The organism is Pseudomonas sp. B21-051 (assembly GCF_024748795.1).
In the GTDB taxonomy this organism is placed as follows: Bacteria; Pseudomonadota; Gammaproteobacteria; order Pseudomonadales; family Pseudomonadaceae; genus Aquipseudomonas; species Aquipseudomonas putida_A.
On record NZ_CP087166.1, the window covers coordinates 4,077,829 to 4,103,675 of the forward strand.

The 25,847-nt window shown below is 62.7% G+C and carries 12 protein-coding genes; 7 read left to right on the forward strand and 5 right to left on the reverse strand.

The genetic code is table 11. The features are described from left to right. Nucleotides 1-259 precede the first annotated feature (259 nt). Genes dsbD through dsbG form a run of 3 tightly spaced genes read left to right on the forward strand, consistent with a single transcriptional unit; the run spans nt 260 to nt 3,608 of the window. On the forward strand, nt 260-1,993 hold the full coding sequence (dsbD, locus tag LOY52_RS18245; RefSeq protein ID WP_258675506.1) for a protein-disulfide reductase DsbD: 1,734 nt from the start codon (nt 260-262) through the stop codon (nt 1,991-1,993). After that, nucleotides 1,993-2,862, forward strand: a complete 870-nt coding sequence (locus LOY52_RS18250; RefSeq protein ID WP_258675507.1) for a TlpA disulfide reductase family protein — start codon at nt 1,993-1,995, stop codon at nt 2,860-2,862. The genes dsbD and LOY52_RS18250 overlap by 1 nt, the downstream gene beginning before the upstream one ends. Beyond that, a complete protein-coding gene (dsbG, locus tag LOY52_RS18255; protein WP_258675508.1) occupies nt 2,838-3,608 on the forward strand; it encodes a thiol:disulfide interchange protein DsbG in 771 nt (256 codons plus the stop codon). Before LOY52_RS18250 ends, dsbG begins: the two co-directional genes overlap by 25 nt. 63 nt (nt 3,609-3,671) lie before the next feature. Here dsbG and LOY52_RS18260 read toward each other — a convergent pair whose 3' ends face one another. Beyond that, nucleotides 3,672-4,484 carry an alpha/beta fold hydrolase gene (locus tag LOY52_RS18260; protein ID WP_258675509.1) on the reverse strand — a complete coding sequence of 271 codons (813 nt, stop codon included), beginning with the start codon at nt 4,482-4,484 and terminating at the stop codon, nt 3,672-3,674. A gap of 190 nt (nt 4,485-4,674) precedes the next feature. Then, on the reverse strand, nt 4,675-17,673 hold the full coding sequence (locus tag LOY52_RS18265) for a non-ribosomal peptide synthetase (RefSeq protein WP_258675510.1): 12,999 nt from the start codon (nt 17,671-17,673) through the stop codon (nt 4,675-4,677). A 370-nt stretch (nt 17,674-18,043) separates the two neighbouring features. On the opposite strand from LOY52_RS18265, the gene LOY52_RS18270 reads away from it, so the two are divergent. Beyond that, complete coding sequence (locus LOY52_RS18270) at nt 18,044-18,598, forward strand: RNA polymerase factor sigma-70 (RefSeq protein WP_027613402.1); 555 nt, start codon at nt 18,044-18,046, stop codon at nt 18,596-18,598. Nucleotides 18,599-18,732: 134 nt separating this feature from the next. Here the strand turns inward: LOY52_RS18270 and LOY52_RS18275 are convergent, their stop codons facing one another. The 3 genes from LOY52_RS18275 to LOY52_RS18285 all read right to left on the reverse strand — a co-directional run bounded on the left by LOY52_RS18275 (nt 18,733) and on the right by LOY52_RS18285 (nt 21,343). Next, nucleotides 18,733-19,746, reverse strand: coding sequence for a GNAT family N-acetyltransferase (locus tag LOY52_RS18275; RefSeq protein ID WP_258675511.1), 1,014 nt, complete (start codon nt 19,744-19,746; stop codon nt 18,733-18,735). A gap of 83 nt (nt 19,747-19,829) precedes the next feature. Beyond that, entirely contained in the window at nt 19,830-20,627 is a 798-nt protein-coding gene (locus tag LOY52_RS18280) for an ABC transporter substrate-binding protein (protein WP_258675512.1), read from the reverse strand. A gap of 92 nt (nt 20,628-20,719) precedes the next feature. Further along, nucleotides 20,720-21,343 carry a TetR/AcrR family transcriptional regulator gene (locus tag LOY52_RS18285; RefSeq protein WP_047599881.1) on the reverse strand — a complete coding sequence of 208 codons (624 nt, stop codon included), beginning with the start codon at nt 21,341-21,343 and terminating at the stop codon, nt 20,720-20,722. 182 nt (nt 21,344-21,525) lie between these two features. Here LOY52_RS18285 and LOY52_RS18290 point away from each other — a divergent pair, with 182 nt between their 5' ends. Genes LOY52_RS18290 through atuC form a run of 3 tightly spaced genes read left to right on the forward strand, consistent with a single transcriptional unit; the run spans nt 21,526 to nt 25,818 of the window. Next, a complete protein-coding gene (locus LOY52_RS18290) occupies nt 21,526-23,316 on the forward strand; it encodes an acyclic terpene utilization AtuA family protein (RefSeq protein WP_258675513.1) in 1,791 nt (596 codons plus the stop codon). Nucleotides 23,317-23,328: 12 nt separating this feature from the next. Beyond that, a complete protein-coding gene (locus LOY52_RS18295; RefSeq protein ID WP_258675514.1) occupies nt 23,329-24,198 on the forward strand; it encodes an SDR family oxidoreductase in 870 nt (289 codons plus the stop codon). Nucleotides 24,199-24,201: 3 nt separating this feature from the next. After that, nucleotides 24,202-25,818, forward strand: coding sequence for a geranyl-CoA carboxylase subunit beta (gene atuC / locus LOY52_RS18300; RefSeq protein ID WP_258675515.1), 1,617 nt, complete (start codon nt 24,202-24,204; stop codon nt 25,816-25,818). Nucleotides 25,819-25,847: the final 29 nt, after the last annotated feature.

Here is a 25,847-nt window from a genome sequence, read left to right on the forward strand (position 1 = left end):
AAGATGCCAGCGGCAACGAATCACTCCGAGATTTGAAATATTGCCTTTATGTTTATCTGAATGACAACCGGCCCGCAGATAGGATCAAGACGCGAAAAAAACATGTGGCCCGTATACAATCTCCGAAATCCGCTGGCCCGGGTTGCTGATAAACCGAGAACTCTTCGGGTCGCCCATCCGGCAGCGTGCGGGGCGGTTAATCATCGGTTAATCGCCATCCACCATTGTGCCCACACTTGCACAGGGACAAGGCTCCTCCATGCGTCACTTTTTTCTTTTGTTTGCACTGCTGATCTCCGGCCTGGCCCAGGCCGGGAACAATCCGTTCGAGACCAAACCGGAGTTTCTGCCGGTCGACCAAGCCTTCGTGCTCACCTCCGAACGCCTTGAATCCGGGGAAACCCAGCTGTTCTGGCAAATCACCGACGGCTATTACCTGTACCAGAAACGCCTGAAATTCGACGGTTTGACGACCGACCAACAGCCGGCGCTGCCCGAGGGTGAGTCGCACAGTGACGAGTTCTTCGGTGAACAACCGGTGTATCGCCAAGGGCTGGAAGTAAAAATTCCGGCCTCGGCCAGCGGTCAGATCAAGGTCAGTTACCAGGGCTGCGCCGATGCCGGCCTGTGTTACCCGCCGCAGACCAGGGTCATCGATCTGGGCGGCAAAGCAACGCCAACGACCAGCGCTGAAGCGCCGGATCAGGCCTTGGCCAGCAGCCTGCAACAACGGGCGCTGGGCTGGAGCCTGCTGGTGTTCTTCGGCCTCGGCCTGTTGCTGGCGTTTACCCCGTGTTCGTTGCCGATGCTGCCGATTCTGGCGGGCATGATTGTCGGCAGTGGTGCCACCCCGCGCCGTGGGTTCGCCCTGGCCAGCAGCTATGTGATCTGCATGGCGCTGGTGTATGCAGCGATGGGAGTGATCGCCGCGCTGCTCGGCGCCAACCTGCAAGCGTGGCTGCAAAATCCATGGCTGCTGGGTGCGTTTGCGGCGGTATTCGTAGTGCTGGCGTTGCCGATGTTCGGCTTCTTTGAATTGCAGTTGCCGGTGGCCTTGCGTGATCGCCTCGAACACGCTTCGCGCAGTCGCAATGGCGGCAGCCTGATCGGTGCCGGGGTGCTCGGCGCATTGTCCGGTCTGCTGGTCGGCCCGTGCATGACCGCGCCGCTCGCCGGCGCTTTGCTGTACATCGCGCAGAGCGGCAATGCGCTGCACGGTGGATTGATTCTGTTTGCGCTGGGCATCGGTATCGGGGTGCCGCTGTTGCTGTTGGTGACCGTCGGCAATCGCTTCCTGCCAAAGCCAGGCGCGTGGATGAACCTGCTCAAGGGCATCTTCGGCTTCCTGTTCCTCGCGACCGCGCTGCTGATGCTGCGCCCGGTGCTGGACTCGTCGCTGTGGCTGGGCCTGTGTGGCGCACTGCTGCTGATCGCCGCGTTCTGTGCCTGGAAGCAATCGGAAGGTTTCGGCCGGGTAGCACAGGTGTTCGGCGCCAGTTCGCTGTTGCTCGGTCTGTGGGGCAGCCTGCTGCTGATCGGTGCCGCCGGAGGCAGTGACGACCCGTATCAACCGCTGCAGGTGTACAGCGCCGGCCGAGTCGCCAGCACCACGCCGAGCGGACATGACGCGTTCACCACGATCAAGGATCCGGCCGCCCTGCAGCGCGAACTGGATAGCGCCAAGGCTCAGGGTCAGTGGGTGCTGCTCGATTACTACGCCGACTGGTGCGTGTCGTGCAAAGTCATGGAGAAACAGGTGTTCGGCAAAGACAAGGTCATGCAGGCGCTGAGCGATGTGCGCCTGCTGCGCCTCGACGTCACTGCCGACAATGCCGCCAGTCGCGAGCTGCTCGGCCGCTACAAAGTACCGGGGCCACCGAGTTTTGTCTGGATCGGCACCGACGGCGAAGAACGACGTAGCCAGCGCATCACCGGTGAGGTGGATGCCGAGACGTTCCTGCAACGCTGGACTACCACCCGAGACGCCAATTAATGCTGACGTTCACCCTCGGCACCTTCGCCATCGCGCTTAACCACCTGCTGCTGATCAGTGCCCTGGCGCTGGCGACCTTTGTCGGCTGGCGGGTGGCCAAGCGTGGTGGCGATAATCCCGAGTCGGCGCTGTTCAGCCTGTTCCTGCTGGGCATGCTCGCGGCGCGCGTGGCATTTGTCGCCCTGTACTGGGGGCACTATCGCAACGATCCGTGGCAGATCATCGACCTGCGCGATGGCGGTTTCCTCGCCTGGCCGGGGGTGATCGTGCTGCTGCTCGCCGCTCTCTATCGCGGCTGGCGCCGCCCCGGCCTGCGTCAGCCACTGGGTTTTGGCGTGGCCAGCGGCGTGCTGTTCTGGTTGTTGGCGACCCTGTCACTGAACATCTACGAACAAGGCACGCGCCTGCCGGAAATCACTCTGCGCAACGCCGCCGGGGAGACCATCCAGCTCAGCGACTATCAGGGCGGACCACTGGTGATCAACCTGTGGGCAACCTGGTGCCCGCCGTGCCGGCGCGAGATGCCGGTGCTGGAAAACGCTCAGCAACAACGCCCGGACCTGACCTTTCTGTTCGTCAATCAGGCCGAAAGCATGCAAAGCGTTGCAACCTTCCTTGAAACCCAGGGCCTGAGCCTGAACAACGTGCTGTTTGATCGCAGCGGCCGACTCGGCCAGGCCGTGGGTTCCATGGCGCTGCCAACTACGCTGTTCTATAGCCCTGACGGTCGCTTGCTGAGCAGCCACCTGGGCGAACTGTCGAACGCCAGCCTGGCCCGCGCCCTGGAAAACTTCGACATCCCGAATCCAACCGCCGCACCGGCCACCTCTGCAAGGAAACTGCCATGCCCCGCCTCCGCCACCTGCTGACGCTGACTCTGGGCACTGCCCTGCTGCACCTGCCGTCGGTGCAGGCCGCCGAAGAATTGCCCGCCGCGATCAAGCAGATCGAAGCCAAGGGCGCAAAAATCGTCGGCCAGTTCGACGCCCCGGACGGCCTGCGCGGTTATGCGGCGCAGTACCAGAACCGTGGCATGGCCCTGTACCTGACGCCAGACGGCCAACACGTGTTGCTGGGCAATCTGTACGACGCCGACGGCAAAGACCTGAGCAGCGAGCCGTTGCAGAAACTGGTCTACGCGCCGATGGCCAAGGAAATCTGGGGCAAGTTCGAAGCCAGCAACTGGATTCAGGACGGCAACAAGGATGCGCCGCGTACCGTGTACCTGTTCAGCGATCCGAACTGCCCGTACTGCAACATGTTCTGGGAACAGGCGCGGCCATGGGTCAAGGCCGGCAAGGTGCAGCTGCGGCACATCATGGTCGGGATCATCCGCGAAGACAGCCCGGCGAAATCCGCCGCACTGCTGGCGGCGAAAGATCCGGCCAAGGCCCTGGAAGATCACGAGAAGGCCGGCAAGGCCAGTACCCTCAAGCCATTGAAAGACATTCCAAAAGCAGTGCAGACCAGACTGGCCGCCAACATGCAGTTGATGGAAGACCTGGAACTGCAGGCGACACCGGCGATTTTCTACATGGATGACAAAGGAGAGCTGCAACAGCAGCAAGGGGCGCCTTCGCCGGAGAAACTGACGAAGATTCTCGGGCCTAAATAAGCCAGATCAAAAGATCGCAGCCTGCGGCAGCTCCTACAGGGGAACCGCAGGCTGCGATCTTTTTCAATGGCGCTCAGCCAGGAAGGCGAACAACACCTCAGTGACAAACTGCGGGTTCTCCAGACTGGAGATATGCCCCGCTTCCGGCACCAGCACCCACGGGCAACCGATCAATTCAGCCATTTCCTGTGCCTCCGACGGCGGTCGCGGTTTGTCCTGATCGCCGCACAGCACCAGGGTGGTTGCGGCATTCAATTCGCCCAGACGCGGCAACAGGTCATCCCGACTGAACGTGATACGTCCCATCGGCACAATGCTTTCGCGCAGGCGATCCGCCGTGTACGCCGCGAGTTTGGCGCGGAAGTCCTGATACAGCGCCGACTGCGGATCGATGCCCGGACGGAAGAAGATCGGCACCACGATGTCGAGCAACTGAGGCGCAATCTCGCCGCTTTCCTCGATTTGCTTGAACAGCGAGAAATAGTACTGACGGGTTGGCTCAGGCTCGACGCCGACGTAGGTGTCGAGCAGCACCAGACCGTTGATCCGCTGCGGTGCCGACAACGCCAGACGCACACCCCACATGCCGCCGACCGACAGCCCCGCCAGCGTGACCCGTTCGATCTGCAGGTGATCGAGCAAGGCCTCGACCTGTCGCGCAATGTCGTCCAGCGAGGTGGTGCCTGATGGCAGGCGCCCGGACTCACCGTGGCCCCACAGGTCCAGCGCAATCACCCGATAGTGCGGCGACAGCGCAGCGATCTGCGGCGCCCACATGGCCGTGTCCCACAGATAACTGCCCGCCAGCAACACGGCCGGGCCGGTGCCTTGATCAATGTAGTGCAGCGCTTGTCCGTCAACCGTGAAGAAAGGCATCGACCACCCCCGAGACAAAAAAGAGAACCGGCAGACTGAGCTGCCGGTTGTTGATCGTCAACCGTGTAAATGTCTGAAAATGTGCCGCCCCAATCGCGAGCAGGCTCGCTCCCACAGGGGATCTGTGATCGACACAAAACCCATGTGGGAGCGAGCCTGCTCGCGAAGGGGCCGGTACAGACGCCGAAGATTACAAGCCCTCCAGCTCCGCCATCAGATCATTCAAGCGATCCACCTTGTCCTCGGTCATGTCTCCGGCCGCCAGGCCTTCGATGTACTCGGCCAGTTCCTGCACCGTGCTGCACTCGAACATCGCCCGCAGCGGCACATCGCGTTGCAGGGTTTTCTGCACCCGCGAGGCGATCTGCGTAGCCAGTAGCGAGTGTCCGCCCAGCTCGAAGAAGTTGTCGCGCACGCCGACCTTGTCGACCTTGAGCACCTCGGCCCAGATGTCGGCCAGGGTCTGCTCCAGCTCGTTGCGCGGGGCCAGGTAATCCTCGCTCTGCAATTGGCCGATTTCCAGGGCCGGCAGGGCTTTGCGGTCGAGTTTGCCGTTGGCGTTGTGCGGCAACTGATCCAGCCACAACCAGTGCAGCGGCACCATGTATTCCGGCAGTTCGCTGCGCAGGCGTTGCTTGATCCGCTCCAGACGCTCGCTCGGGTTGAGCGCCGAATCCGCCGCGACCAGATAGCCGACCAGGTGCTTGCCATTCACGCCTTCCTGCACGCCGACCGCCGCATCGCGGACTTCCGGTTGTTCGTGCAGACGCGCTTCGATTTCACCCAGTTCGATGCGGTAACCGCGAATCTTCACCTGATGGTCGACCCGGCCAACGTACTCCAGCACCCCGTCACTGCGCCGCCGCGCGAGGTCACCGGTGCGATACAAACGCTCGCCCGGCGCGCCGAACGGGTTCGGCACAAATACCGGCGCGGTGCGCAGCGGATCGCTGACGTAACCGCGACCGACACCGGTGCCGGCCACGCACAACTCGCCCACCGCGCCCAGCGGCACCAGCTCCAGTGCGCCATCGACCAGGTACAGCAAGTTGTTGTCGGTCGGCGTTCCGATCGGCAAATAGCTGCCGCGAGTCGAAGCCATGTCCACACGGAAGAACGCCACGTCATCGGAGCATTCCGCCGGCCCGTAGGCGTTGACCAGACCGATGTCCGGGTAGCGCAGCAGCCACTGGTGCGCCAGTTCCGGCGGCATCGCTTCACCGGTCGGCAGCATCCAGCGCAGACCGTCGAGGCTCAGGCGATCGGAAGCGAGCATGCCCTGAATCAGCGACGGCACACTCTCCAGCACGGTGATGCCCTGCGCCTGCACATGCACCAGCAGACCCTGCGGATCGTGGGCGATGCTGTTCGGCACGATGTCCACCCGCGCCCCGAACAGCGGCGCGGCGAGGAACTGCCAGACCGAAATATCGAAGCTTTGCGAAGCGGTCTGCGCGATCACGTCGGCGTCCGTCAGTTGCAGGTACGGCACCTTGCTCAACTGGTTGTTGAGCATGCCGCGCTGCTCGACCATCACACCTTTCGGCAACCCGGTCGAACCCGAGGTGTAGATCACGTAGGCCAGGTTGTCCGGGCCACTGTAGATCCCCGGGTTTTGCAGCGATGTCGCCAGCGCCTGCACCTCTTCCCAGACCAACAGCCGTGGACGGTTGGCGCAGCTGAATTCATCGAGCAAAGTCTGCGCCTGTTGGCGGCAGGCTTCGCTGCACACCAGCACTGGCGTGCGGCTCAGCTCGATGATCCGCTGCAGACGCTGGCTCGGCAGGCCCGGATCCAGCGGCAGGTAACCGGCACCGGCCTTGAAGCTGCCGATGATCATCCCCAGCAGATCGAGATTACGCTCGGCCAGCAGCGCCACCGGTTGATCCATCTGCACCCCGGCCGCAACCAGTGCATGACCGAGACGGTTGGCGTTGTGGTTGAGCGCGGCATAGCTCAGTTGCTGATCAAGGCACGTAGCGGCGATGCGCTGCGGATGCGCCGCGACCTGCGCTTCGAACAGCGCCACGTAGCTCTGCTCCAGCGGATAATCGTGGGCGCTCTGATTGCAGCCGTGCAGCAGGAAGTCCTGCTCCTCGGCCCCCAGCAGCGGCAGATCAGCCATGTCACCGTGGAAACCATCGACCAGCGCCAGCAGCAGGCGCTTGAACTCGCCGAGCATGCGCTCGATGGTCGATTCGTCGAAGTAACGCTGGTCATACGACAGGTGCAGGCCGAGGTCATCGCCCGGGTAGCACACCGCCGTCAGCGGGAAGTTGGTATGGGTACGGCCCGAATCCGAGGTCGCGTTGAGGCTTTGCGCACGGTCCAGCACCGAGACTTCCACCGGCGCGTTTTCGAACACGAACAGACTGTCGAACAGCGGCTGGCCTTTCGGCAGTTCGCTCTGCTCCTGGATGTTCACCAGCGGCAGGTATTCGTACTCGCGCAGTTGCATGTTGCTGTCGAGCAGCCCGCTCAACCACTGGCGCACACTGGCACGCTGATCGTCCCCCGGGATCTGCACCCGCAGCGCAATGCTGTTGATGAACAGGCCGACTGTGCGCTGCATTTCCGGCATTTCCACCGGACGGCCGGCCACGGTTACGCCGAACAGCACGTCGCGATCACCGCTCAGACGGCGCAGCACCAAGGCCCAAGCGGCTTGAGCGAAGGTGTTGATGGTCAGTTGATGGGCCTGGGCCAGCTCGCGCAGACGAGCGCCATCTTCAACGTCGAGACGGGTGTAGCAGTCACCGACAATCATGCCGCCGCTTTCGCCCGCATGTTCGCGCAGGAACGGCCGGTCGCTCGGAATCGGCGTGGTGCGTTCGAAACCTTGCAGGTTCTGCTGCCACCACTGACGTGCCTCGGCCAGACTCTGGCGTTGCAGCCAGCCGATGTAGTCGCGGTAACGCGGCGGCACCGACAACTGTGCTTCGCGACCTTCACCGAGGGCGGTGTAGATCTCGAAGAAATCGTTCATCAGCAGCGAACGGCACCAGGCATCGATGAGGATGTGGTGGTTGCTCATCATGAACCAGTAGCGCGCCGCGCCGACCTTGATCAGGCGCAGGTGGAACGGTGCCTGATTGAGCAGATCGAACCCGGCTTCGCGCTCGCTTTTCAGCAGCGCCTGCAGCTTCGGTTCTTGCTCGACATCGCTGATGGCGCTCCAGTCCAGGTACTCGATCGGCGTACGGCCCGGGGTGTGGATCACTTGCAGCATGTCCTCGCCGACGTTCCAGCAGAACGACGCACGCAGCGCTTCATGACGGGCGACCACCGCTTGCCAGGCCTGGGCGAAACGCTCGGGATCGAGCTCGCTGTTGATGCGATAGCGATCCTGCATGTAGTACAGACCGGTGCCCGGTTCGAGCAAGGTGTGCAGCAACATGCCTTCCTGCATCGGCGTCAGCGGGTAGACATCTTCGATCTGCGCCGCCGGCACCGGCAGTGCATCGAGTTGCGCCTGGGTCAGTTTCGCCAGCGGGAAGTCCGACGGCGTCAGTCCGCCAGCGTCGTCCTGCAAACAATGTGCGATCAGGCTTTGCAGCTCGCCGAGGTAGGTGTCGGCCAAATCGCTGATGGTCTGCGCGTCATAACGCTCAGCACTGAAAGTCCAGCGCAGCAGCAACTCGCCGCCGTACACCTGACTGTCGATGCTCAATTCGTTGGGCAACGGCGCCTGCGGATCGTGGGCCGCACCGACCGGCTCATCCAGCGGACGGAACAGCGCATCGCTGGCGAAACTCTGATCGAACTGGCCGAGGTAGTTGAAGGTCACCGGGGCATTCGGCAACGCCGCCATGCTGCGCTGGCTGAGGTCATCGGCCAGATAACGCAGCACGCCATAACCGAGGCCTTTGTGCGGCACCGCGCGCAGTTGCTCCTTGATCGCCTTGATCGAGGCGCCCTGCCCGGCAGCCTCTTCGATGTTGTGCGGGGTCAGGCGTAATGGATAGGCGCTGGTGAACCAGCCGACGGTGCGAGTCAGGTCGATCTCGTCGAACAGGGTTTCGCGGCCGTGGCCTTCCAGTTGAATCAACGCCGACGGTTGCCCGCTCCAACGGCACAGCACACGGGCCAGCGCAGTCAGCAGCAGGTCATTGACCTGCGTGCGGTAGGCGCGCGGCGCCTGTTGCAGTAGTTGTTGGGTACGCTCGGCATCCAGGCGCACGCTGACGGTTTGCGCGTGACGATTCTGCTGTCCGCCTTGCGGGTTTTCGCACGGCAGATCGGCGTTCGGTCCGGCCAGTTGGGTTTGCCACCAGTTCAACTCTTCACGCAACGATTCGCTGCCGGCATAGGCCTGCAAGCGTGCCGCCCAGTCCTTGAAGGCACTGGTTTTCGCCGGCAGTTTTACCGACTGCTCGGCCTCCAACTGGCGGTAAACCGTTTGCAAATCGTCGAGCAGTACGCGCCACGACACACCGTCGACCACCAAGTGGTGAATCGCGATGAACAGGCGTTGCTGACCTTCGGGACCATCGACCAGCAAGGCGCGCAGCAGCGGGCCATTCTGCAGATCGAGACTGCGCTGGGCATCGGCAAACAATGCTGCGCACTTGTCCATCGCCGCCACCCGCACCTGCCACAACACCTCGGCGTCGGACACCGGTTGATGCGTTGCCTGCCATTGATCGTTGGCCTGAGTGAAGCGCAGACGCAGGGCGTCGTGCTGTTCGATCACTGCCAGCAGCGCCTGCTCCAGACGATGCGGTTCCAGCGCCACTGTCGGTTCCAGCAACAAGGCCTGGTTCCAGTGCTGACGCTCAGGAATATCAGAGTCGAAGAACCAGTGCTGAATCGGCGTCATGGCCGACTCGCCGAGCACCAGTCCCTGCTCGGCAGTGACTTGCTCGCTGCGGCTGGCGACAGCGGCCAGGGTCTGCACCGTCTGATGCTGAAACAGGTCACGCGGGCTGAAATGAATGCCCTGCTGCCGCGCCCGGCTGACCACTTGAATCGACAGGATCGAGTCGCCACCGAGTTCGAAGAAGTTGTCGTTGAGCCCGACCTGTCCGACGTTGAGCACCTCGCACCAGATCTGTGCCAGGTTCTGCTCCAACTCGCTGCTCGGCGCGACGTAGTGCTGACGGTTCAGCTCGGGATCCGGCGCCGGCAAGGCGCGGCGGTCAAGTTTGCCGTTGGCGGTCAGCGGCATGCTCGCCAGCAGAATCAGGTGCGTCGGCACCATGTAATCCGGCAGTTGCGCCTTGAGGTGTGACTTCAGTGCTTCACGCAGTTCGGCCTGTTGCGCTTCGCCTTGCTCGGCAACTTCGCTGACCAGGTAGCCCACCAGTTGCTTGCCGCTCGGCGCATCCAGCGCCAGCACCACCGCTTCGCGGATCGAGTGGTGATCGAGCAGACGGGTTTCGATCTCGCCCAGCTCGATGCGGAAACCACGGATTTTCACCTGATGGTCGATCCGCCCCAGATACTCCACCAACCCATCGGCACGCTGGCGCACCAGATCGCCGGTGCGGTACATACGCCCGCCATCGGCGGCAAACGGATCAGCCACGAAGCGCTCGGCGCTGATGCCCGGACGGTCGTGATACCCCTGGGCCAGACCGGCGCCGCCGACAAACAATTCACCGGTCGCACCTTGCGGCACCAGTGCCAGATCGGCGTCGAGAATGTACGCAACGCGGTCACCGATCACGCTGCCGATCGGCACGCTGCCGGCGCCCTCTTCCAGCACTTCCGGCGCCAGACTGGCGAGCGGCATGACCACGGTTTCGGTCGGCCCGTAGGCGTTGAAGAACAGACTCGGTTTGAATGCGGCGCGAATCCGTTGCAGGTGTTCGCCGGTCAGCGCTTCGCCGCCGGTGATGATCATCCGCACTGGCAGAACCTGGTTTTGCGTGGCGAGGAACTGCGCCAGCTGACTGCCGTAGCTCGGGGTGAAGCCGAGCACGTTGATCCGATGGGTGCGGATCAAGTTGCAGATCTCTTCCGCGTCCCACTGCCCTTGCGCCCGCAGCACCACCTGCGCGCCGCTGAGCAGCGGCACCAGCAGACGCTCGGTGGCGGCGTCGAAGTTGATCGAATAGAAGTGCAGCTCGCAGTCGTCCGGGCGCATGCCGAAACGCTCGATCACCGCCTGGCAATGCATGGCGATTTCACCGTGGGACACCACCACGCCCTTCGGCTTGCCGGTCGAGCCCGAGGTGTAAATCAGATAGGCCTGATGCTGCGGCAGGCTGATAAATGGCAGTTCGGTAGCCGGGTAATCGGCCAGCGCGGCGCTGTCATCTTCCAGGCACCAGCGCGCCACGCTCGACGGCAGATCGCCGAGGGTGTTGAACATCGCCCGGTCGCTGAGCAGCAGACCGATGCGGCTGTCTTCGATCATGTAGTGCAGACGGTCGAGCGGGTATTCCGGATCCAGCGGCACGTAGGCGCCGCCGGCCTTGAGGATCGCCAGCAGGCCGACGACCATTTCCAGCGAGCGCTCCAGCGCCAGACCGACCCGCACCTGCGGACCGACCCCACGCTCACGCAAGGCCCAAGCCAAGCGATTGGCGCGGGCGTCGAGTTCGGCGTAGCTCAGGGTCTGCCCGGCGAAGGTCAGGGCCGGGGCATCTTTGCGCGCCAGCGCCTGTTCGGCGAACAGGTGATGGAGGCATTGATCGAGACGACGTTCGCCCGGTTCAACGCCGAGGCTGTCGAGCAGTTGCTGTTGTTCAGTCAAGTCGAGCAGCGGCAATTGGCTCAAGCGCTGTTGCGGATCGGTGATCAGCGCTTCCAGCAGATTGCGCCAATGCCGGGCCATGCGTGCAATGGTCGGCTCGTCGAACAGATCGGTGCTGTAGGTCAGGCAGCAACCGAGGCGATGGTCGAGGTCGGTGACTTCCAGATTGAGGTCGAACTTGGTCGCTCGCGCATCGTTGGCCAGGTACTCGACGGTCATCCCGGCGAGCATGCGGCTCTGCTGGAATTCCCAGCGCTGCACGTTGCACATCACCTGGAACAGCGGGTTGTACGCCGCGCTGCGCGGTGGTTGCAGTGCTTCGACCAGATGATCGAACGGCAGGTCCTGATGCGACTGGCCTTCAATCACCGTGTGGCGCACTTGCTCGAACAACTCGCCAACCGACATCTGCCCGTCGAGCTGGCAACGCAGCACCTGAGTGTTGAGGAACGCACCGATCAGCCCTTCGCTTTCCGGGCGAATCCGGTTGGCCACCGGCGCGCCGATGCGCAGGTCGGTCTGGCCGCTGTAGCGGTAGAGCAAGGTGGCGAGCGCAGCGGTCATGGTCATGAACAGGGTCAGACCGTTTTGCGCATTGAACGCACGGACGCGAGCGGCGAGATCGTCACTGAGATCAAAACGGAACAATTCACCCTGATGACTTTGCACCGGTGGCCGCGGACGGTCCCCGGGCAGCTCCAGCAGCGGATGTTCGCGACCGAGTTGCGCAGTCCAGTAGTCGAGCTGGCGCTGACGTTCACCGGACTCCAGCCACTGCCGTTGCCAGACGCTGTAATCGAGGTACTGCACCGGCAACGCTTCCAGCGGCGAATCGCGCTCATCGACGAACGCTTCGTACAGCGCGCTGAGTTCGCGGGCAAAAATATCCATCGCCCAGCCTTCAGTGACGATGTGGTGCAATGTCAGCACGAAGTAATGCTCGTGCTCGGCGGTCTTCACCAGACAGGCGCGCAGCAGCGGTCCGCTTTCCAGGTCGAACGGCAGATGCGCTTCGTCATCGGCCAGTTGCTGGACCTGCTGCTCACGCTGGTCAGCCGGCAGTTTCGAGAAATCCTTCCAGCCCATGCGCACGCCGGTCTCGCCATGCACCTGTTGACGGGCCACGCCATCGACGCTCGGGAAGGTGGTACGCAAGGTTTCGTGGCGCAGGATCAACGCCTGCAACGCCGCCTCGAAATGCTCGACGTGCAACACGCCGCGCAGGCGCGCCATGCCGCCGACGTTGTACGCCGGGCTGTCCGGCTCCATCTGCCAGAGGAACCACATGCGTTGCTGCGAATAGGACAGCGGTACGGGTTGACGGCGGTCGACTTTGGCAATCGGTGGCTGTTGGTTGGTCTGGCCGCTGACCTGGATCAGACGGATCTGCTCGGCGAAGTCGCCGAGTTCGCTGTGCTCGAACAGGGCGCGCAACGGTAGCTCGACGTCACAGGCCTGACGGCTGCGGGAGATGATTTGCGTGGCCAGCAACGAGTGCCCGCCGAGGGCGAAGAAGTCGTCACGCAGACCGATCCGTGGCAGACCCAGCACTTCACGCCAGATCGCGGCGATCTGGTGTTCCAGCTCGGTGACCGGTTTGACGTGCTCACGCACCTGCCACTGCGGCTCCGGCAAGGCGCGACGGTCGAGCTTGCCACTCGGGCTCAGGGGCATCGCGTCCAGACGCATCAGTTGCGCCGGGACCATGTATTCCGGCAGTTCGCCGGCCAGTGCGGTTTTCAGGCGGGCGATCTGCACGTCCTGATCTTCGCTCGCATCGACAGCGGTGAAGTAGCCGATCAGCTGTGCGCCGGCTGCGGTTTCGCGCACCAGCACCACGGCCTGGGCGACGCCGTTTTGCGCCAGCAGCCGCGCTTCGATTTCTTCCGGTTCAACGCGGAAACCACGCAGCTTGACCTGCTGATCGAGGCGCCCGAGGTATTCGATCACACCGTCGGCGGTCCAGCGTGCACGGTCACCGGTGCGATACAGCCGTGCGCCCTGCTCGCCCAGTGGATCGACCACGAAACGTTCGGCAGTCAGTGCCGGACGACCAAGGTAACCCCGGGCCAGACCGATGCCGCTGATGCACAGCTCACCCGGCACACCGGCCGGCACGGGGTTGAGATCAGCATCGAGAATGCGGCAGATCACGTTGCCCAGTGGCCGACCAATCGGCGAGCGCTCGCCATCGGCCGTGGTGCAGTGCCAGTGAGTGACGTTGATCGCGGTTTCGGTCGGGCCGTAACGGTTGTGCAGTTGTACCGCCGGCAGTAGCGCCAACACGCGGTTGCGCAGTTCCGCCGGCAGCGCTTCACCGCCGGAGAACACCCGGCGCAGGCTAGTGCATTCGGCGCTCAGCGGTTCGTCGATGAACAGCGAAAGCAGCGGCGGCACGAAGTGCAGCGTGGTCACACCGTATTCCTGCACCAGTTGCGCGATGCGATGCGGATCACGGTGTTCGCCGGGGCCGGCAATCAGCAGACGCGCGCCAGTGATCAGCGGCCAGAAGCACTCCCAGACCGACACGTCGAAACTGATCGGCGCCTTTTGCATCAGCACGTCGCTGTCGTTCAGGCGATAGCTGTTCTGCATCCACTGCAACCGTTCGGCCAATGCAGCGTGGGTGTTGCCGACGCCCTTCGGTTGACCAGTGGAGCCGGAGGTGTAAATCACATAGGCGAGGTTGTCGCCGTGCAGGTGCAGACCCGGTGCCTGACTCGGCCAGTTTTCCAGGTGCAACGCGTCCATGGCGATGACGCTGACGCCGTCACTGGCTGGCAGACGGTCGAGCAATGCAGTCTGAGTCAGCAGCAGCTCGACACCGCTGTCGCTGAGCATGTAGGCCAGACGATCGGCCGGGTAATCCGGGTCCAGCGGCACATAAGCGCCACCGGCCTTGATGATCGCCAGCAGGCCGATCAACAATTGTGGCGAACGCTCGGCTGCAATTGCCACGCACACATCCGGGCCGACGCCTTTATCGCGCAGATAGTGCGCGAGGCGGTTGGCCTGGGCGTGCAATTCTGCAAAATCGAGACTGCCGCCGTCCCACACCAGCGCGGTGCGTTCCGGAGTCTGGCGCGCCTGTTCGTTGAGCAATTCCGGTAGCCAGTGTTGCGCCGGGGTGCACGGGGCGATGCTCCATGCTTGTTGCTGTTCGTGCTCGCATGGAGTCAGCAATGGCAGGTCGCCGATCGCCTGCTGTGGTTGCTCGCAGACGGCGCGCAGCAGATTGCTGAAGTGTTCGGCCAGACGCGCGATGGTCGCCGCGTCGAACAGTTCATCGGCGTAGTCGAAGGACAGGGTCAAGCGCCCGTTGCGATCTTCTTCGCTGTGCAGTTGCAGGTCGAACTTGGCTTCGCGGCTGTGCCACGGCAGTTCTTCGGCGAGCAGGCCCGGCAGGCGCTTGAGCGCACTCAAGTCGCGTTGCTGGTGGTTGAACATGACCTGGAACAGTCCCTGCTCGCGAGCCTGCGGGAAGGCTTCGAGCAGTTGTTCGAACGGCAGATCCTGATGGGCCTGCGCACCCAGTGCAGCGTCGCGGGTCTGTGCCAGCAACTCGACAAACGACAGCCGCGAATCAACCTCGGCACGCAGCACCTGAGTGTTGATGAAGAAGCCGATCAGGCCCTGGGTTTCCAGGCGCGGACGGTTGGCGTTGGGGATGCCGATGCGGATATCGCGCTGACCGCTGTAGCGGTGCAGCAGGCTCTGGAACGCCGAGAGCAACAGCATGAACGGTGTCGATTGATGCGCCTGCGCAGTCTGCTTGATCGCATCACTGAGGCTGACGCCGAGGCGCACACTGTGGCGCGCGGCGCTGTGCAATTGCTTGGCCGAGCGCGAGTGGTCGGTGGCCAGCTCCAGCACCGGATGTTCGTCGCCCAGTTGCGCTTTCCAGTACGCCAGTTGTCGCTCGCCCTCACCTTGCGCCAGCCATTGGCGCTGCCAGGTGCCGTAGTCGGCGTATTGGGTGGGCAGCGGCGCGAGTTCGGCGCGCAGGCCTTGAGAGGCGGCAGCGTACAGGCGCGAAAACTCGTCGATCAGTACGTTCAGCGACCAACCGTCGGCGATGATGTGATGCAGCGTCACCAGAAGCTGATGATCTTCATCGTCGAGGCGTACGAGTGTCACCCACAGCAGCGGGCCTTTTTCCAGATCGAACTGGGTGCGCGCCTCGTCTTCGCGGATCTGTTGCGCGCGGGCTTCACGCTCGTGCGCTGGCAGGTCGCTGATATCGATCAGTTGCAGATTGAATTCAGGTGCGGCGTCGACTTGTTGCAGCGCCACACCGTCGCGTTCGAAGAAACGCGTGCGCAGCGATTCGTGGCGCTCGATCAGTTGCTGGAAGCTGGCGCGCAACGCGTCTTCGTCCAGCTCGCCACGCAGACGCAGGGCGCCGGGAATGTTGTAGGCGCTGCTGTGCGGGTCGAGTTGCCAGGTGATCCACAGCCGGTTTTGCGCCAGCGATTGCGGCAGTGCTTCGCCGCGCGACAAGGTGTTGATTGCGCCTTGGGCGCTGCCGCCATCCTGTTGCTGCTGCGCCACCGCAGCGGCGAAGGCGGACAGGGTCGGGGTTTCGAACAACAGGCGCAGGTTCAGCTCAAGACCCAGTTCTTCGCGTACCTTGGCGATTACCTGAGTTGCCGCAATCGAGTTGCCGCCGAGCAGGAAGAAATGATCGTCGGCGTTGACTTGTCTGACGCTCAGTTGCTCGGCCCAGATCTTGCCGATCAGCGTTTCCAGCTCGGAAGCCGCCAGGGTCGATTCGGTACCTTGCAGCTCGGCGGACGGGAACACCGCGTAGCTGTCGAGGCTGCCATCGGCCAGACGATTGCGGCACGCCGAGCGTTGCAGCTTGCCGCTGGACGTCTTCGGCAGCGCGCCCGGGTTGAGCAGCACCACCACGCTCGGCGCCTCTTGATACGCCTCGGCAACTGCCTGGCGAATGGCTTTGATCAGCGCTTCGGGCGGCAGGATTTTTTGCACGCTGCGGCTGATTTCCGCCGCGATGCCAATGCCTTCTTCACCGTCCTGAGTGACCGCGAATGCCGCGACGCGGCCTTTGCGCACCACCTCCACTTCGTTCTCGACGGTCTTCTCGATGTCCTGCGGATAGAGGTTGTGGCCACGCACGATCAGCATGTCTTTCAGGCGCCCGGTGATGAACAGTTCACCGTCGCGGATAAAGCCCAGGTCACCCGTGCGCAACCAGGTGCGACCGGCGTGCTGGACGAAGGTCCTGGCGCTGGCCTCGGGGTTGCGCCAGTAGCCGTGGGCGATGCTCGGGCCGGCGGCCCAGACTTCGCCGACCGCATTGTCATTGAGTTCTTGCAGGCTGCCCGGATCGACGATCAGCACCGCGTGCTCCGGCTGGCTGATGCCGCAACTCATGATCGGGCTGCCGTCGCCCGGCTCGGCGCGGTTTTGCGCCAGCGCCTGATCATCGACGCGTAGCGCAGGAATGCCGGTGCCACGCGGTGTGCCGGCGACGAACAGGGTCGCCTCGGCCAGACCATAGGAGGCCATGAAGCTGTCTTCGCTAAAGCCGCACGGGGTGAACTTCTCGGCGAAGCGCTCGAGGGTGTCGAGACGAATCGGTTCGGAGCCGGAATAGGCCACGCGCCAGCGGCTCAGGTCGAGTCGCTCCAGCGCCGATTCGCTGACCCGCTCGCTGCACAGACGGTAGGCGAAATCCGGCCCACCGCTGATGGTGCCGCCGTATTGGCTGATCGCTTCAAGCCAGCGCAACGGGCGACCGAGGAAGTACGCCGGCGACATCAGGATGCACGGCACGCCGCTGAAAATCGGCTGCAGCAATCCGCCGATCAGCCCCATGTCGTGGTACAGCGGCAGCCAGCTGACGATCACGTCGTCGGGGTTCACATCGATGCCGAAACCATGGCGAATCAGCAGCTCGTTGGCCACCAGATTACCGTGGCTGACCTGCACGCCTTTGGGCAGCGCGGTGGAGCCGGAGGTGTATTGCAGGAAGGCGATGTGGTCTTGCGGCAAAGTCGGTTCGACCCAGCGCTCGGCCAGGGTGTTGTCGAGGGTATCGACGCACAGCAACGGCGGCGCGCCGTCGATTTGCTGCAAGGCATCGCGCAGGTCGGCGCTGGTCAGCAGCAGACGCGGTTCGGCGTCGGCAATGATCGACAGCAGGCGTTCCTGGTGATGCCGACGGGCGGACTCCGGCGGATAGGCCGGCACCGCGATCACCCCGGCGTACAGGCAACCGAAAAACGCCGCGACGTAATCCGCGCCGCTGGGAAACAGCAGCACCGCGCGATCACCGAACTCAGCCTGGGCCTGCAACGCGGCAGCAATGGTGCGCGCGCGTTGATCCAGTTCGCGGTAACTGAGCACCACGCCCTGCTCCTCGGTTTCGGCGAGAAAGCGCAGGGCCAGGCGATCCGGCGTCTGTGCCGCACGGCGCTGGAGGGCTTGGACCAGAGTGCTGGGGAGTTCGAACGCGTCGGTCATGAGGTTTCCTGCCTGAATTCGGCTTGCTAAGTGGAATCGGGTTGCTGCGTCACGCCGGTCGAGGGCGTGCAGGGCGCGGTCTGTGCCGACCGCGCGAGGCTGCTGAATGCTGTCTGGCCGGGGCTCGGTACCCGGAACCATTCACCAATGAGAACGGATGACGTCTTGAAATAATTAGTCGGCAGGCTGGATCGCCAACGGGGGCCGGGGTGTGGCGGTGTGTCGCAGTTCTCGATTCGCACCTTTACGGAGCATTAGTTCTCTTTCTCAATTGACAATCATTATCATTCAACATAATTTGTCGCTCGATGTGTAGGACGGCCCCGTCCCCCAGCCGTCCCACTAACCTATTGGCAGCAAGGTGATTTCCATGACGGAACAAGTATCCACAAGCAGGTGCGATTCACCGCTACTTCAGGCCTTTGTCGACAATCGACTGATTCTGGTGAAGATTGCAGCCCGCATTACCGGCTGCCGCTCGCGCGCCGAAGACGTGGTGCAGGATGCGTTCTTCCGCTTGCAGTCGGCCCCGCCGATCACGTCGTCGATCAAGGCGCAATTGAGTTACCTGTTCCAGATCGTGCGCAACCTCGCCATCGATCACTACCGCAAACAGGCGCTGGAGCAGAAGTACTCGGGCCCAGAAGAGGAAGGGTTGAATGTGGTCATTCAGGGCGCTTCGCCGGAAACCTCGCATATCAACTTCTCGACGCTGGAACACATCGCCGACGCGCTGACCGAACTGCCCAGCCGCACCCGCTACGCCTTCGAGATGTACCGTCTGCACGGCGTGCCGCAAAAGGACATCGCCAAGGAACTCGGCGTCTCGCCGACTCTGGTCAATTTCATGATTCGTGATGCGCTGGTGCACTGCCGCAAGGTCTCGGGCAGTCGTGGGGATGCGGCCTCGATGGGGCGTCGTTAATCAGCGAAAGCGTGGTAACCCCATTCGCGAGCAGGCTCGCTCCCACATTTGTCCTGTGTATGCAGAACCTGTGTGGGAGCGAGCCTGCTCGCGAATGCGGCCTCAAGATCACGTAGATCTTTGAGGCCTGAACCTCAGGCCAGCTTGCACCGATCAAAAAACCGCTCACGCCCCAGAATCATCAACGCCGCACGCTTGTGCGGAAAGTCGAATTCCTTCTCGCAGTGAAAGCACTGGTTCTGCATGTGGCCGATCATTTTCGCGTTGTCGGCACGCGGTTCAGCGACCACACGCTGGGTACGCGGATCGTCCAGAAACAAATAGTGCACCAGCGCCGACAACCAGCTCGCGACCTTGTGCGGGCCACGGTGATTCTCTTCCCCCACCAGCATGTGAATACCACGGTCGTAATTGTCGGCGTCGTAGAACGGCGCGATACGATCTTCCTTGGCCCAGTAGGCCTCGAAATAGGCAAACGGTTGATCATCGAAACAGCCGATCAGCGTCAGCGTATGCGGATCGACATCGAGCTTGTTCAAGTATTCGCGATGCTGTTCCAGGCCGCCCTCCTCCTGCCAGAAACTGGCGACTCGCGGACTGTTCTGCCAGCGATTGAACCGCGCCAGATCTTGCTCGATCTCCACCGTGCGCAGGGAAATCCACGCACCCAGACGCGCATCGAAGCGTCGATAGACTTCACCGCGCGGCTTGACCGGACGCAACGGATGGCGCTTGCCCTGGCTGATCACCATTTGTTGCGGGTAGCTGCCCGTCAGCGAGGTGCCCAGCCAGGGTTGTGGCAACTGCCAGAACAGGGTGCGTTCGCAGCGGTATTCGCCAGCCACGTCGGTGTTCACCAGCAGGCCGCTGAGCAACGCTTCGGTGGGTGGCTGATCAAGTTGCCAGATCAATTGTCGGCAGTCCGGATCACGGGCGAACAACCAGTAACAGGCAGCCCACAACGCCTGGCCCACAGGGAGCGCATAACGCTCGTCGAGCTGGATCGGGCCTTTGGCCAGGCGATCCAGGCGCAGGCGAATCAGCGGTTGCCCATCCAGACTCAGGCACAGACGGCTTTCGGTGGCATCGGCTATCAATTGGCTGCCCGAAGGCAAGGCCAGGGCAGTCAGGTCATTCAGATTGGACATGGGTCGGGCTCACGATAATCGTCGACAGTTAACGATGGGACGTGAGCCGAGGGGGGAAATTTAACCGCCGGGGTGAAAATCGCTCAGGGGTGCGGCACCGGCACTACGGCAATCTTGTACGGTTCGAAGATTTTCAGCATCTGGCCGCTGTCGCGCAAACCCTGCAGCAACTTGCTGAACGCCTCGCCGGTGATCGGTGCGTTCGGGCGCAGAATAGCGTAATGGTGGTAGATCTGATCGATGCGCTGCGACACCAGCAGCTCATCTTTGACCTTTTCGTTGCGCTTCAGATAATCGAACAGGTACGAGCGCGTCACCAGCGCTATGTCGGCCCGCCCGCGCAGGACCATCAGCAGGTTGCTGTCGTGGGAATAGGTCAGCGAGGCATTGAATGTATCAGCCAGGTATTTGGGATCGGCGTTGAAGTTGGCGAACTCATAGTGATAACCGCTGTACAGTGCCAGGCGCTTGCCCTTCAGATCGGCGAAATAGTTCTCCTGGCGAGCTTCTTTGCGTTGCGCGACGAAAATCTCGGCATCTTCCAGCCCCATATCGACCGTGGTGTGTGGAATGTCCTTCCAGCCCCACTCCGGGTTTTCGAAAATCGCCATGTCGGTGCGACCTTCCTTCAAGTCGCCGAAGCGCCGGGGAATCGAGGTCGGTACCAGGACAAACTGATACTCCGTTTGCAACGCATTCAGCGCTTCGACCAATTCCGGCAGCAGACCGGTGTCGGCACCGCTTTCCGGGCGGATGGTGTAAGGCGGAAAGTGCGCGGCGCCCACTCGAACCAGTTGCGCTGCCTGCGCAGGCAACCCTGAAAATGCCGTCAGCGCGACGAGTACCAGACCCGTGGCCGTCCGAATTGGCGAAGACTTCAAAACACCCCACTCCCCGAAAAAATACCGATCAATGCATTCAAGCTAGGCGGTTTCGCCCAGTTAGCCAGTTTCCTGACCTGTTGGAACGTGGGTTAACGCTCTTCGAGCACCAGAATCAGCGCTTCATCGGCCAACTGATCGAGGCTCAGGCTGCCGCCGGCACGGAACCAGGTGGTGGTCCAGGACAGTGCGCCGGTGAGAAAACGTCGGGTAACAAATACATCGCCACGGATGAAGCCAGCGTCCTTGGCTTCGCCCAGCACCTGCAGCCAGATGTCTTCGTAGACATCGCGCAGGGCCAGCACGCGGGCCTGACCGTCTTCGGACAACGAGCGCCATTCATAGACCAGCACCGCCATGGCTTCGCCGCTGCCGCCCATGATCGACTGCAACTCGCAGCGAATCAGCGCCAGCACCCGCTCGCGCACGTTGCTCGCTTCGGCCAGCGCGGCGCGCATCAGCGCGGTGTTGTAGCGGATGGTTTCTTCCATCACCGCCCGGAGGATTTCATCCTTGCTTTTGAAGTGATGAAAAATGCTCCCGGACTGGATCCCTACCGCCCCCGCCAGATCACGCACCGTGGTGCGCTCGTAGCCTTTGTTGCGGAACAGGTGAGCGGCCACTTGCAGCAGTTTGCCGCGGGCGCTGTCAGGGTCGGTCAACTGGCCCTGGTCGACCAGTTCGCGCATGACCCTCAGGGCTTTTTGCTCGTCCACCCGTTCTCTCCTACAGTCGATCAGTCTGTTGCCCCCTGAACGCGCAGGGTTGCGCGCAATTTAAGCCCGGGGCCGCAACCAAGCAAGCGCTTGGGCAGAGATATTTCAGCTGTTTACAAACCAAGCGCTTGCTTGGTAGCCTCCAGACACTTCTGTCGCAGGTTCCTGAGTCGGAGATAACCATGCCAACCACCGTCCGCATCGGATGCGCCAGCGCATTCTGGGGTGACACCAGTACCGCCGCCGCACAACTTGTTGCCGGCGGGCAGCTGGATTATCTGGTGTTCGATTACCTGGCCGAAATCACCCTGTCGATCATGGCCGGTGCGCGCATGAAGGACCCGCAGGCCGGATTCGCCGGGGACTTCGTCGAGGTGCTCGCGCCGCTGCTGCCGCAACTGGCCGAACAGAAGATTCGCGTGATCAGCAACGCCGGCGGGATCAATCCGAAAGCCTGTGCCGCCGCCCTGCAGGCTGCCTGCGACAAGGCCGGGGTCAGTCTGAAAATCGCCGTGCTGCTTGGTGACGATCTGCAACCGCAATTCAAGCAACTCGCCGCCCAGGGCATCCACGAAATGTTCAACGGCGCGCCGCTGCCGCCGATGTGCGTATCAACCAACGCCTACCTCGGCGCGCCAGGCATCGTTGAGGCTCTGCGTCTGGGCGCCGACATCGTCATTACCGGCCGGGTGGTCGACAGCGCGGTGGTCAGCGCGGCGCTGGTGCATGAGTTCGGTTGGGCCTGGCACGACTACGACAAACTGGCCCAGGCCGCGCTGGCCGGGCACATCATCGAATGCGGCGCGCAATGCACCGGGGGCAATTTCACCGACTGGCGCGACGTGCCGGACTACGAACACATCGGTTTTCCCATCGTTGAAGTCAGCGCCGACGGCCAGTTCATCGTCAGCAAACCCGAAGGCTCCGGCGGCCTGGTGACGCCGCTGACGGTTGGCGAGCAGATGCTCTATGAAATAGGTGATCCGCAGGCCTATCTGTTGCCGGATGTAGTCTGCGATTTCACTCAAGTGAAACTGCAGCAACAGGGTAAAAACGCCGTGCATGTCCACGGAGCCAAAGGCCTGCCGCCCAGCGATAAATACAAGGTCAGCGCGACCTGGCCGGACGGATTCCGCTGCACCGCCAGTTGCCTGATCGCCGGCATCGATGCGGTGGACAAGGCGCGCCGCGTCAGTCAGGCAATCATCGACAAGACTGCAGAAATGTTCAGCCAGCGCGGCTGGCCACCCTACAGCGAAGTCAACATCGAACTGCTCGGCAGCGAAGCCACATACGGCCCTCACGGCCAGCGTCGTGACAGCCGCGAGGTGGTGATCAAACTCGCGGTGCGCCATCCGCTGAAACCGGCGCTGATCCTGTTCTCCCGGGAAATCGCCCAGGCTGCCACCGGCATGGCACCGGGACTGACCGGCATCGTCGGCGGACGGCCGACGGTTTACCCGCTGATCCGTCTGTTCTCGTTCCTGATCGATAAAACCGCCTGCACCCTGCACATCGACATGGCCGGTGAACAGCATCCCTGCGCCCTCCCTGTGCAAATGCCGCTCGACAGCCATGACCTGCCAACCCCCGACCAGCCACCCAAACCCCTGGGCCGCGCCGACGCCAGTGTGCCGTTGGTGAAACTGGCGGTGGCGCGCTCCGGCGACAAGGGCAACCACAGCAACATCGGCGTCCTGCCGCGCCGCCCCGAGTACCTGCCGTGGATCGCCGAAGCGCTGACGCCAGCGGTGATCGTCGACTGGATGCGCCACGTACTCGACCCGATCCATGGCCGGGTCGAACGCTGGTACCTGCCCGGCACCCACAGCCTGAATTTTCTGTTGGAAAACGCCCTCGGTGGTGGCGGTGTCGCCAGTCTGCGGATCGATCCCCAGGGCAAGGCCTTCGCCCAGCAGTTGCTGGAAATCCAGATCCCGGTGCCGCAGAGCATCGCCGAACAACTCGACTAGAGGTTGGGCTTCATGGCTTACGCATCGATTTTCAAAGCCGATCTGTTCAGCGGCCAGACCATCATCGTCACCGGTGGCGGCAGTGGCATTGGCCGTTGCACCGCGCATGAACTGGCGGCGCTCGGAGCCACTGTGCTGCTGGTCGGGCGCAAACCGGAGAAGCTGCAAAAGGTCGCCGCCGAAATCAGCGAAGACGGTGGCCGCGCGCGCTGGCAGGCCTGCGACATCCGTGACGAAGACGCGGTGAAACAACTGGTCGCCGGGCTGATCGCCGAACACGGGCCGATCCACGGTCTGGTCAACAATGCCGGCGGCCAGTACCCCTCGCCACTGGCCGCGATCAACCAGAAAGGTTTCGAAACCGTTCTGCGCACCAATCTGGTCGGCGGCTTCCTGATGGCCCGGGAAGTGTTCAGCCAGTCGATGAGCAAACACGGCGGCAACATCGTCAACATGCTCGCCGACATGTGGGGCGGCATGCCCGGCATGGGCCATTCCGGCGCAGCACGCTCGGGGATGGACAACTTCACCAAGACCGCCGCCTTCGAATGGGGCTACGCCGGGGTGCGGGTCAATGCAGTTGCGCCGGGCTGGATCGCGTCCAGCGGCATGGACACTTATGAAGGCGCGTTCAAAGCCGTGATCCCGACCCTGCGCGAACACGTGCCGCTCAAGCGCATTGGTACCGAATCGGAAGTCAGTGCGGCGATCGTTTTCCTGCTCAGTCCGGCGGCGGCGTTCATCAGCGGCAGCACCTTGAAAATCGATGGCGCGGCCAGTCTCGGCAGCCGCGCATGGCCGTTGCAAAAGGCGAGCCACAGCGAGTCGTTCAACGGTTTCCATCGGGCGTACCTGCCCGACGTGCTCAAGGACAAGGAGTAAGCCATGCCGCAGATCCAGTCCCAACTCGATCCGCACAGTGAAGCTTTCGCCCGCAACTGCGCGGCGATGCTCGCGGCCATCGAGCACGTCCAGCAACTGGAACAGAACCTGCTGAACAAGGCTGCCGAAGCCAAGACGAAATTCGACAAGCGCGGGCAACTGCTGCCCCGTGAACGCCTGAACCTGCTGCTCGACCCCGGCGCACCGTTCCTCGAACTGGCGAGCCTGGCCGGCTACAAACTGCACGACGACAAGGATGGCAGCGCCGCCGGCGGTGGCCTGATTGCCGGCATCGGTTACGTGTCCGGCATACGCGCGATGGTGGTGGCCAACAACAGCGCGATCAAGGGCGGCACGATCTCTCCCACCGGCCTGAAAAAATCCCTGCGTCTGCAACAGATCGCCCTGGAAAACAAACTGCCGGTGATCACTCTGGCCGAAAGCGGCGGCGCCAACCTCAACTATGCGGCGGAGATTTTCGTCGAGGGTGCGCGCAGTTTTGCCAATCAGGCGCGGATGTCGGCCATGGGTCTGCCGCAGATCACCGTGGTGCACGGCTCGGCGACGGCGGGTGGCGCCTATCAACCGGGGCTGTCGGATTACGTGGTGGTGGTGCGCGGCAAGGCCAAGCTGTTTCTTGCCGGGCCGCCGCTGCTTAAGGCTGCGACCGGCGAAGTCGCCACCGATGAACAACTGGGTGGCGCCGAGATGCACGCCCAGGTCGCCGGCACCGCCGAATACCTGGCCGAGAACGACGCCGATGGCGTGCGCCTGGTGCGCGAAATCCTGCGCATGCTGCCGTGGAACGAACAGCTGCCGTGGCTGCCGGAGCCGCAATACAAGGCGCCGCTGTACCCGATCGACGAACTGCTCGGGCTGATTCCCGACGACCCGAAAAAGCCCTACGACGTGCGCGAAATCATTGCGCGGATTGCCGATGAATCGGAGTTTCTCGAATTCAAAGGCGAGTTCGATCAGCAAACAATCTGCGGCCAGTTGAAAATCCACGGTCGCGCCTGCGGCTTGATCGGCAACAACGGCCCGATCACTCCCGCCGGTGCGAGTAAGGCCGCGCAGTTCATTCAACTGTGCGATCAGAGCCAGACGCCGCTGCTGTTCTTCCACAACACCACCGGATTCATGGTCGGCACCGAGTCCGAGCAGCAAGGCGTGATCAAACACGGCTCGAAACTGATTCAAGCGGTGGCCAACGCACGCGTGCCTAAACTGACAATTGTCGTCGGTGGTTCCTACGGTGCCGGCAACTATGCGATGTGCGGACGCGGTCTCGATCCACGTTTCATCTTCGCCTGGCCCAACAGCCGCACCGCAGTGATGGGCGGCGCGCAGGCCGGCAAGGTGTTGCGCATCGTCACCGAGGCCAAACAGCTCAAAGAGGGCCTGGTGCCGGATCCGAAAATGCTCGACATGCTCGAACAGGTCACCGCGCAGAAACTCGATAGCCAGTCCACCGCGCTCTACGGCAGCGCCAACCTGTGGGACGACGGCCTGATCGACCCACGCGATACACGCACCCTGCTCGGTTACCTGCTGGATATCTGCCACGAAGCCGACATTCGCACGTTGCAACCCAACAGCTTCGGCGTCAGCCGCTTCTGACTGCATCGGAAAACAAGGAGAACAATAAA

What these genes read in the sequence shown, in the direction of transcription:
- dsbD (WP_258675506.1), top strand. Translation starts at nt 260, where the DNA reads ATGCGTCACTTTTTTCTTTTGTTTGCACTGCTGATCTCCGGCCTGGCC.
- LOY52_RS18250 (WP_258675507.1), top strand. Translation starts at nt 1,993, where the DNA reads ATGCTGACGTTCACCCTCGGCACCTTCGCCATCGCGCTTAACCACCTG.
- dsbG (WP_258675508.1), top strand. Translation starts at nt 2,838, where the DNA reads ATGCCCCGCCTCCGCCACCTGCTGACGCTGACTCTGGGCACTGCCCTG.
- LOY52_RS18260 (WP_258675509.1), bottom strand. Translation starts at nt 4,484, where the DNA reads ATGCCTTTCTTCACGGTTGACGGACAAGCGCTGCACTACATTGATCAA.
- LOY52_RS18265 (WP_258675510.1), bottom strand. Translation starts at nt 17,673, where the DNA reads ATGACCGACGCGTTCGAACTCCCCAGCACTCTGGTCCAAGCCCTCCAG.
- LOY52_RS18270 (WP_027613402.1), top strand. Translation starts at nt 18,044, where the DNA reads ATGACGGAACAAGTATCCACAAGCAGGTGCGATTCACCGCTACTTCAG.
- LOY52_RS18275 (WP_258675511.1), bottom strand. Translation starts at nt 19,746, where the DNA reads ATGTCCAATCTGAATGACCTGACTGCCCTGGCCTTGCCTTCGGGCAGC.
- LOY52_RS18290 (WP_258675513.1), top strand. Translation starts at nt 21,526, where the DNA reads ATGCCAACCACCGTCCGCATCGGATGCGCCAGCGCATTCTGGGGTGAC.
- LOY52_RS18295 (WP_258675514.1), top strand. Translation starts at nt 23,329, where the DNA reads ATGGCTTACGCATCGATTTTCAAAGCCGATCTGTTCAGCGGCCAGACC.
- atuC (WP_258675515.1), top strand. Translation starts at nt 24,202, where the DNA reads ATGCCGCAGATCCAGTCCCAACTCGATCCGCACAGTGAAGCTTTCGCC.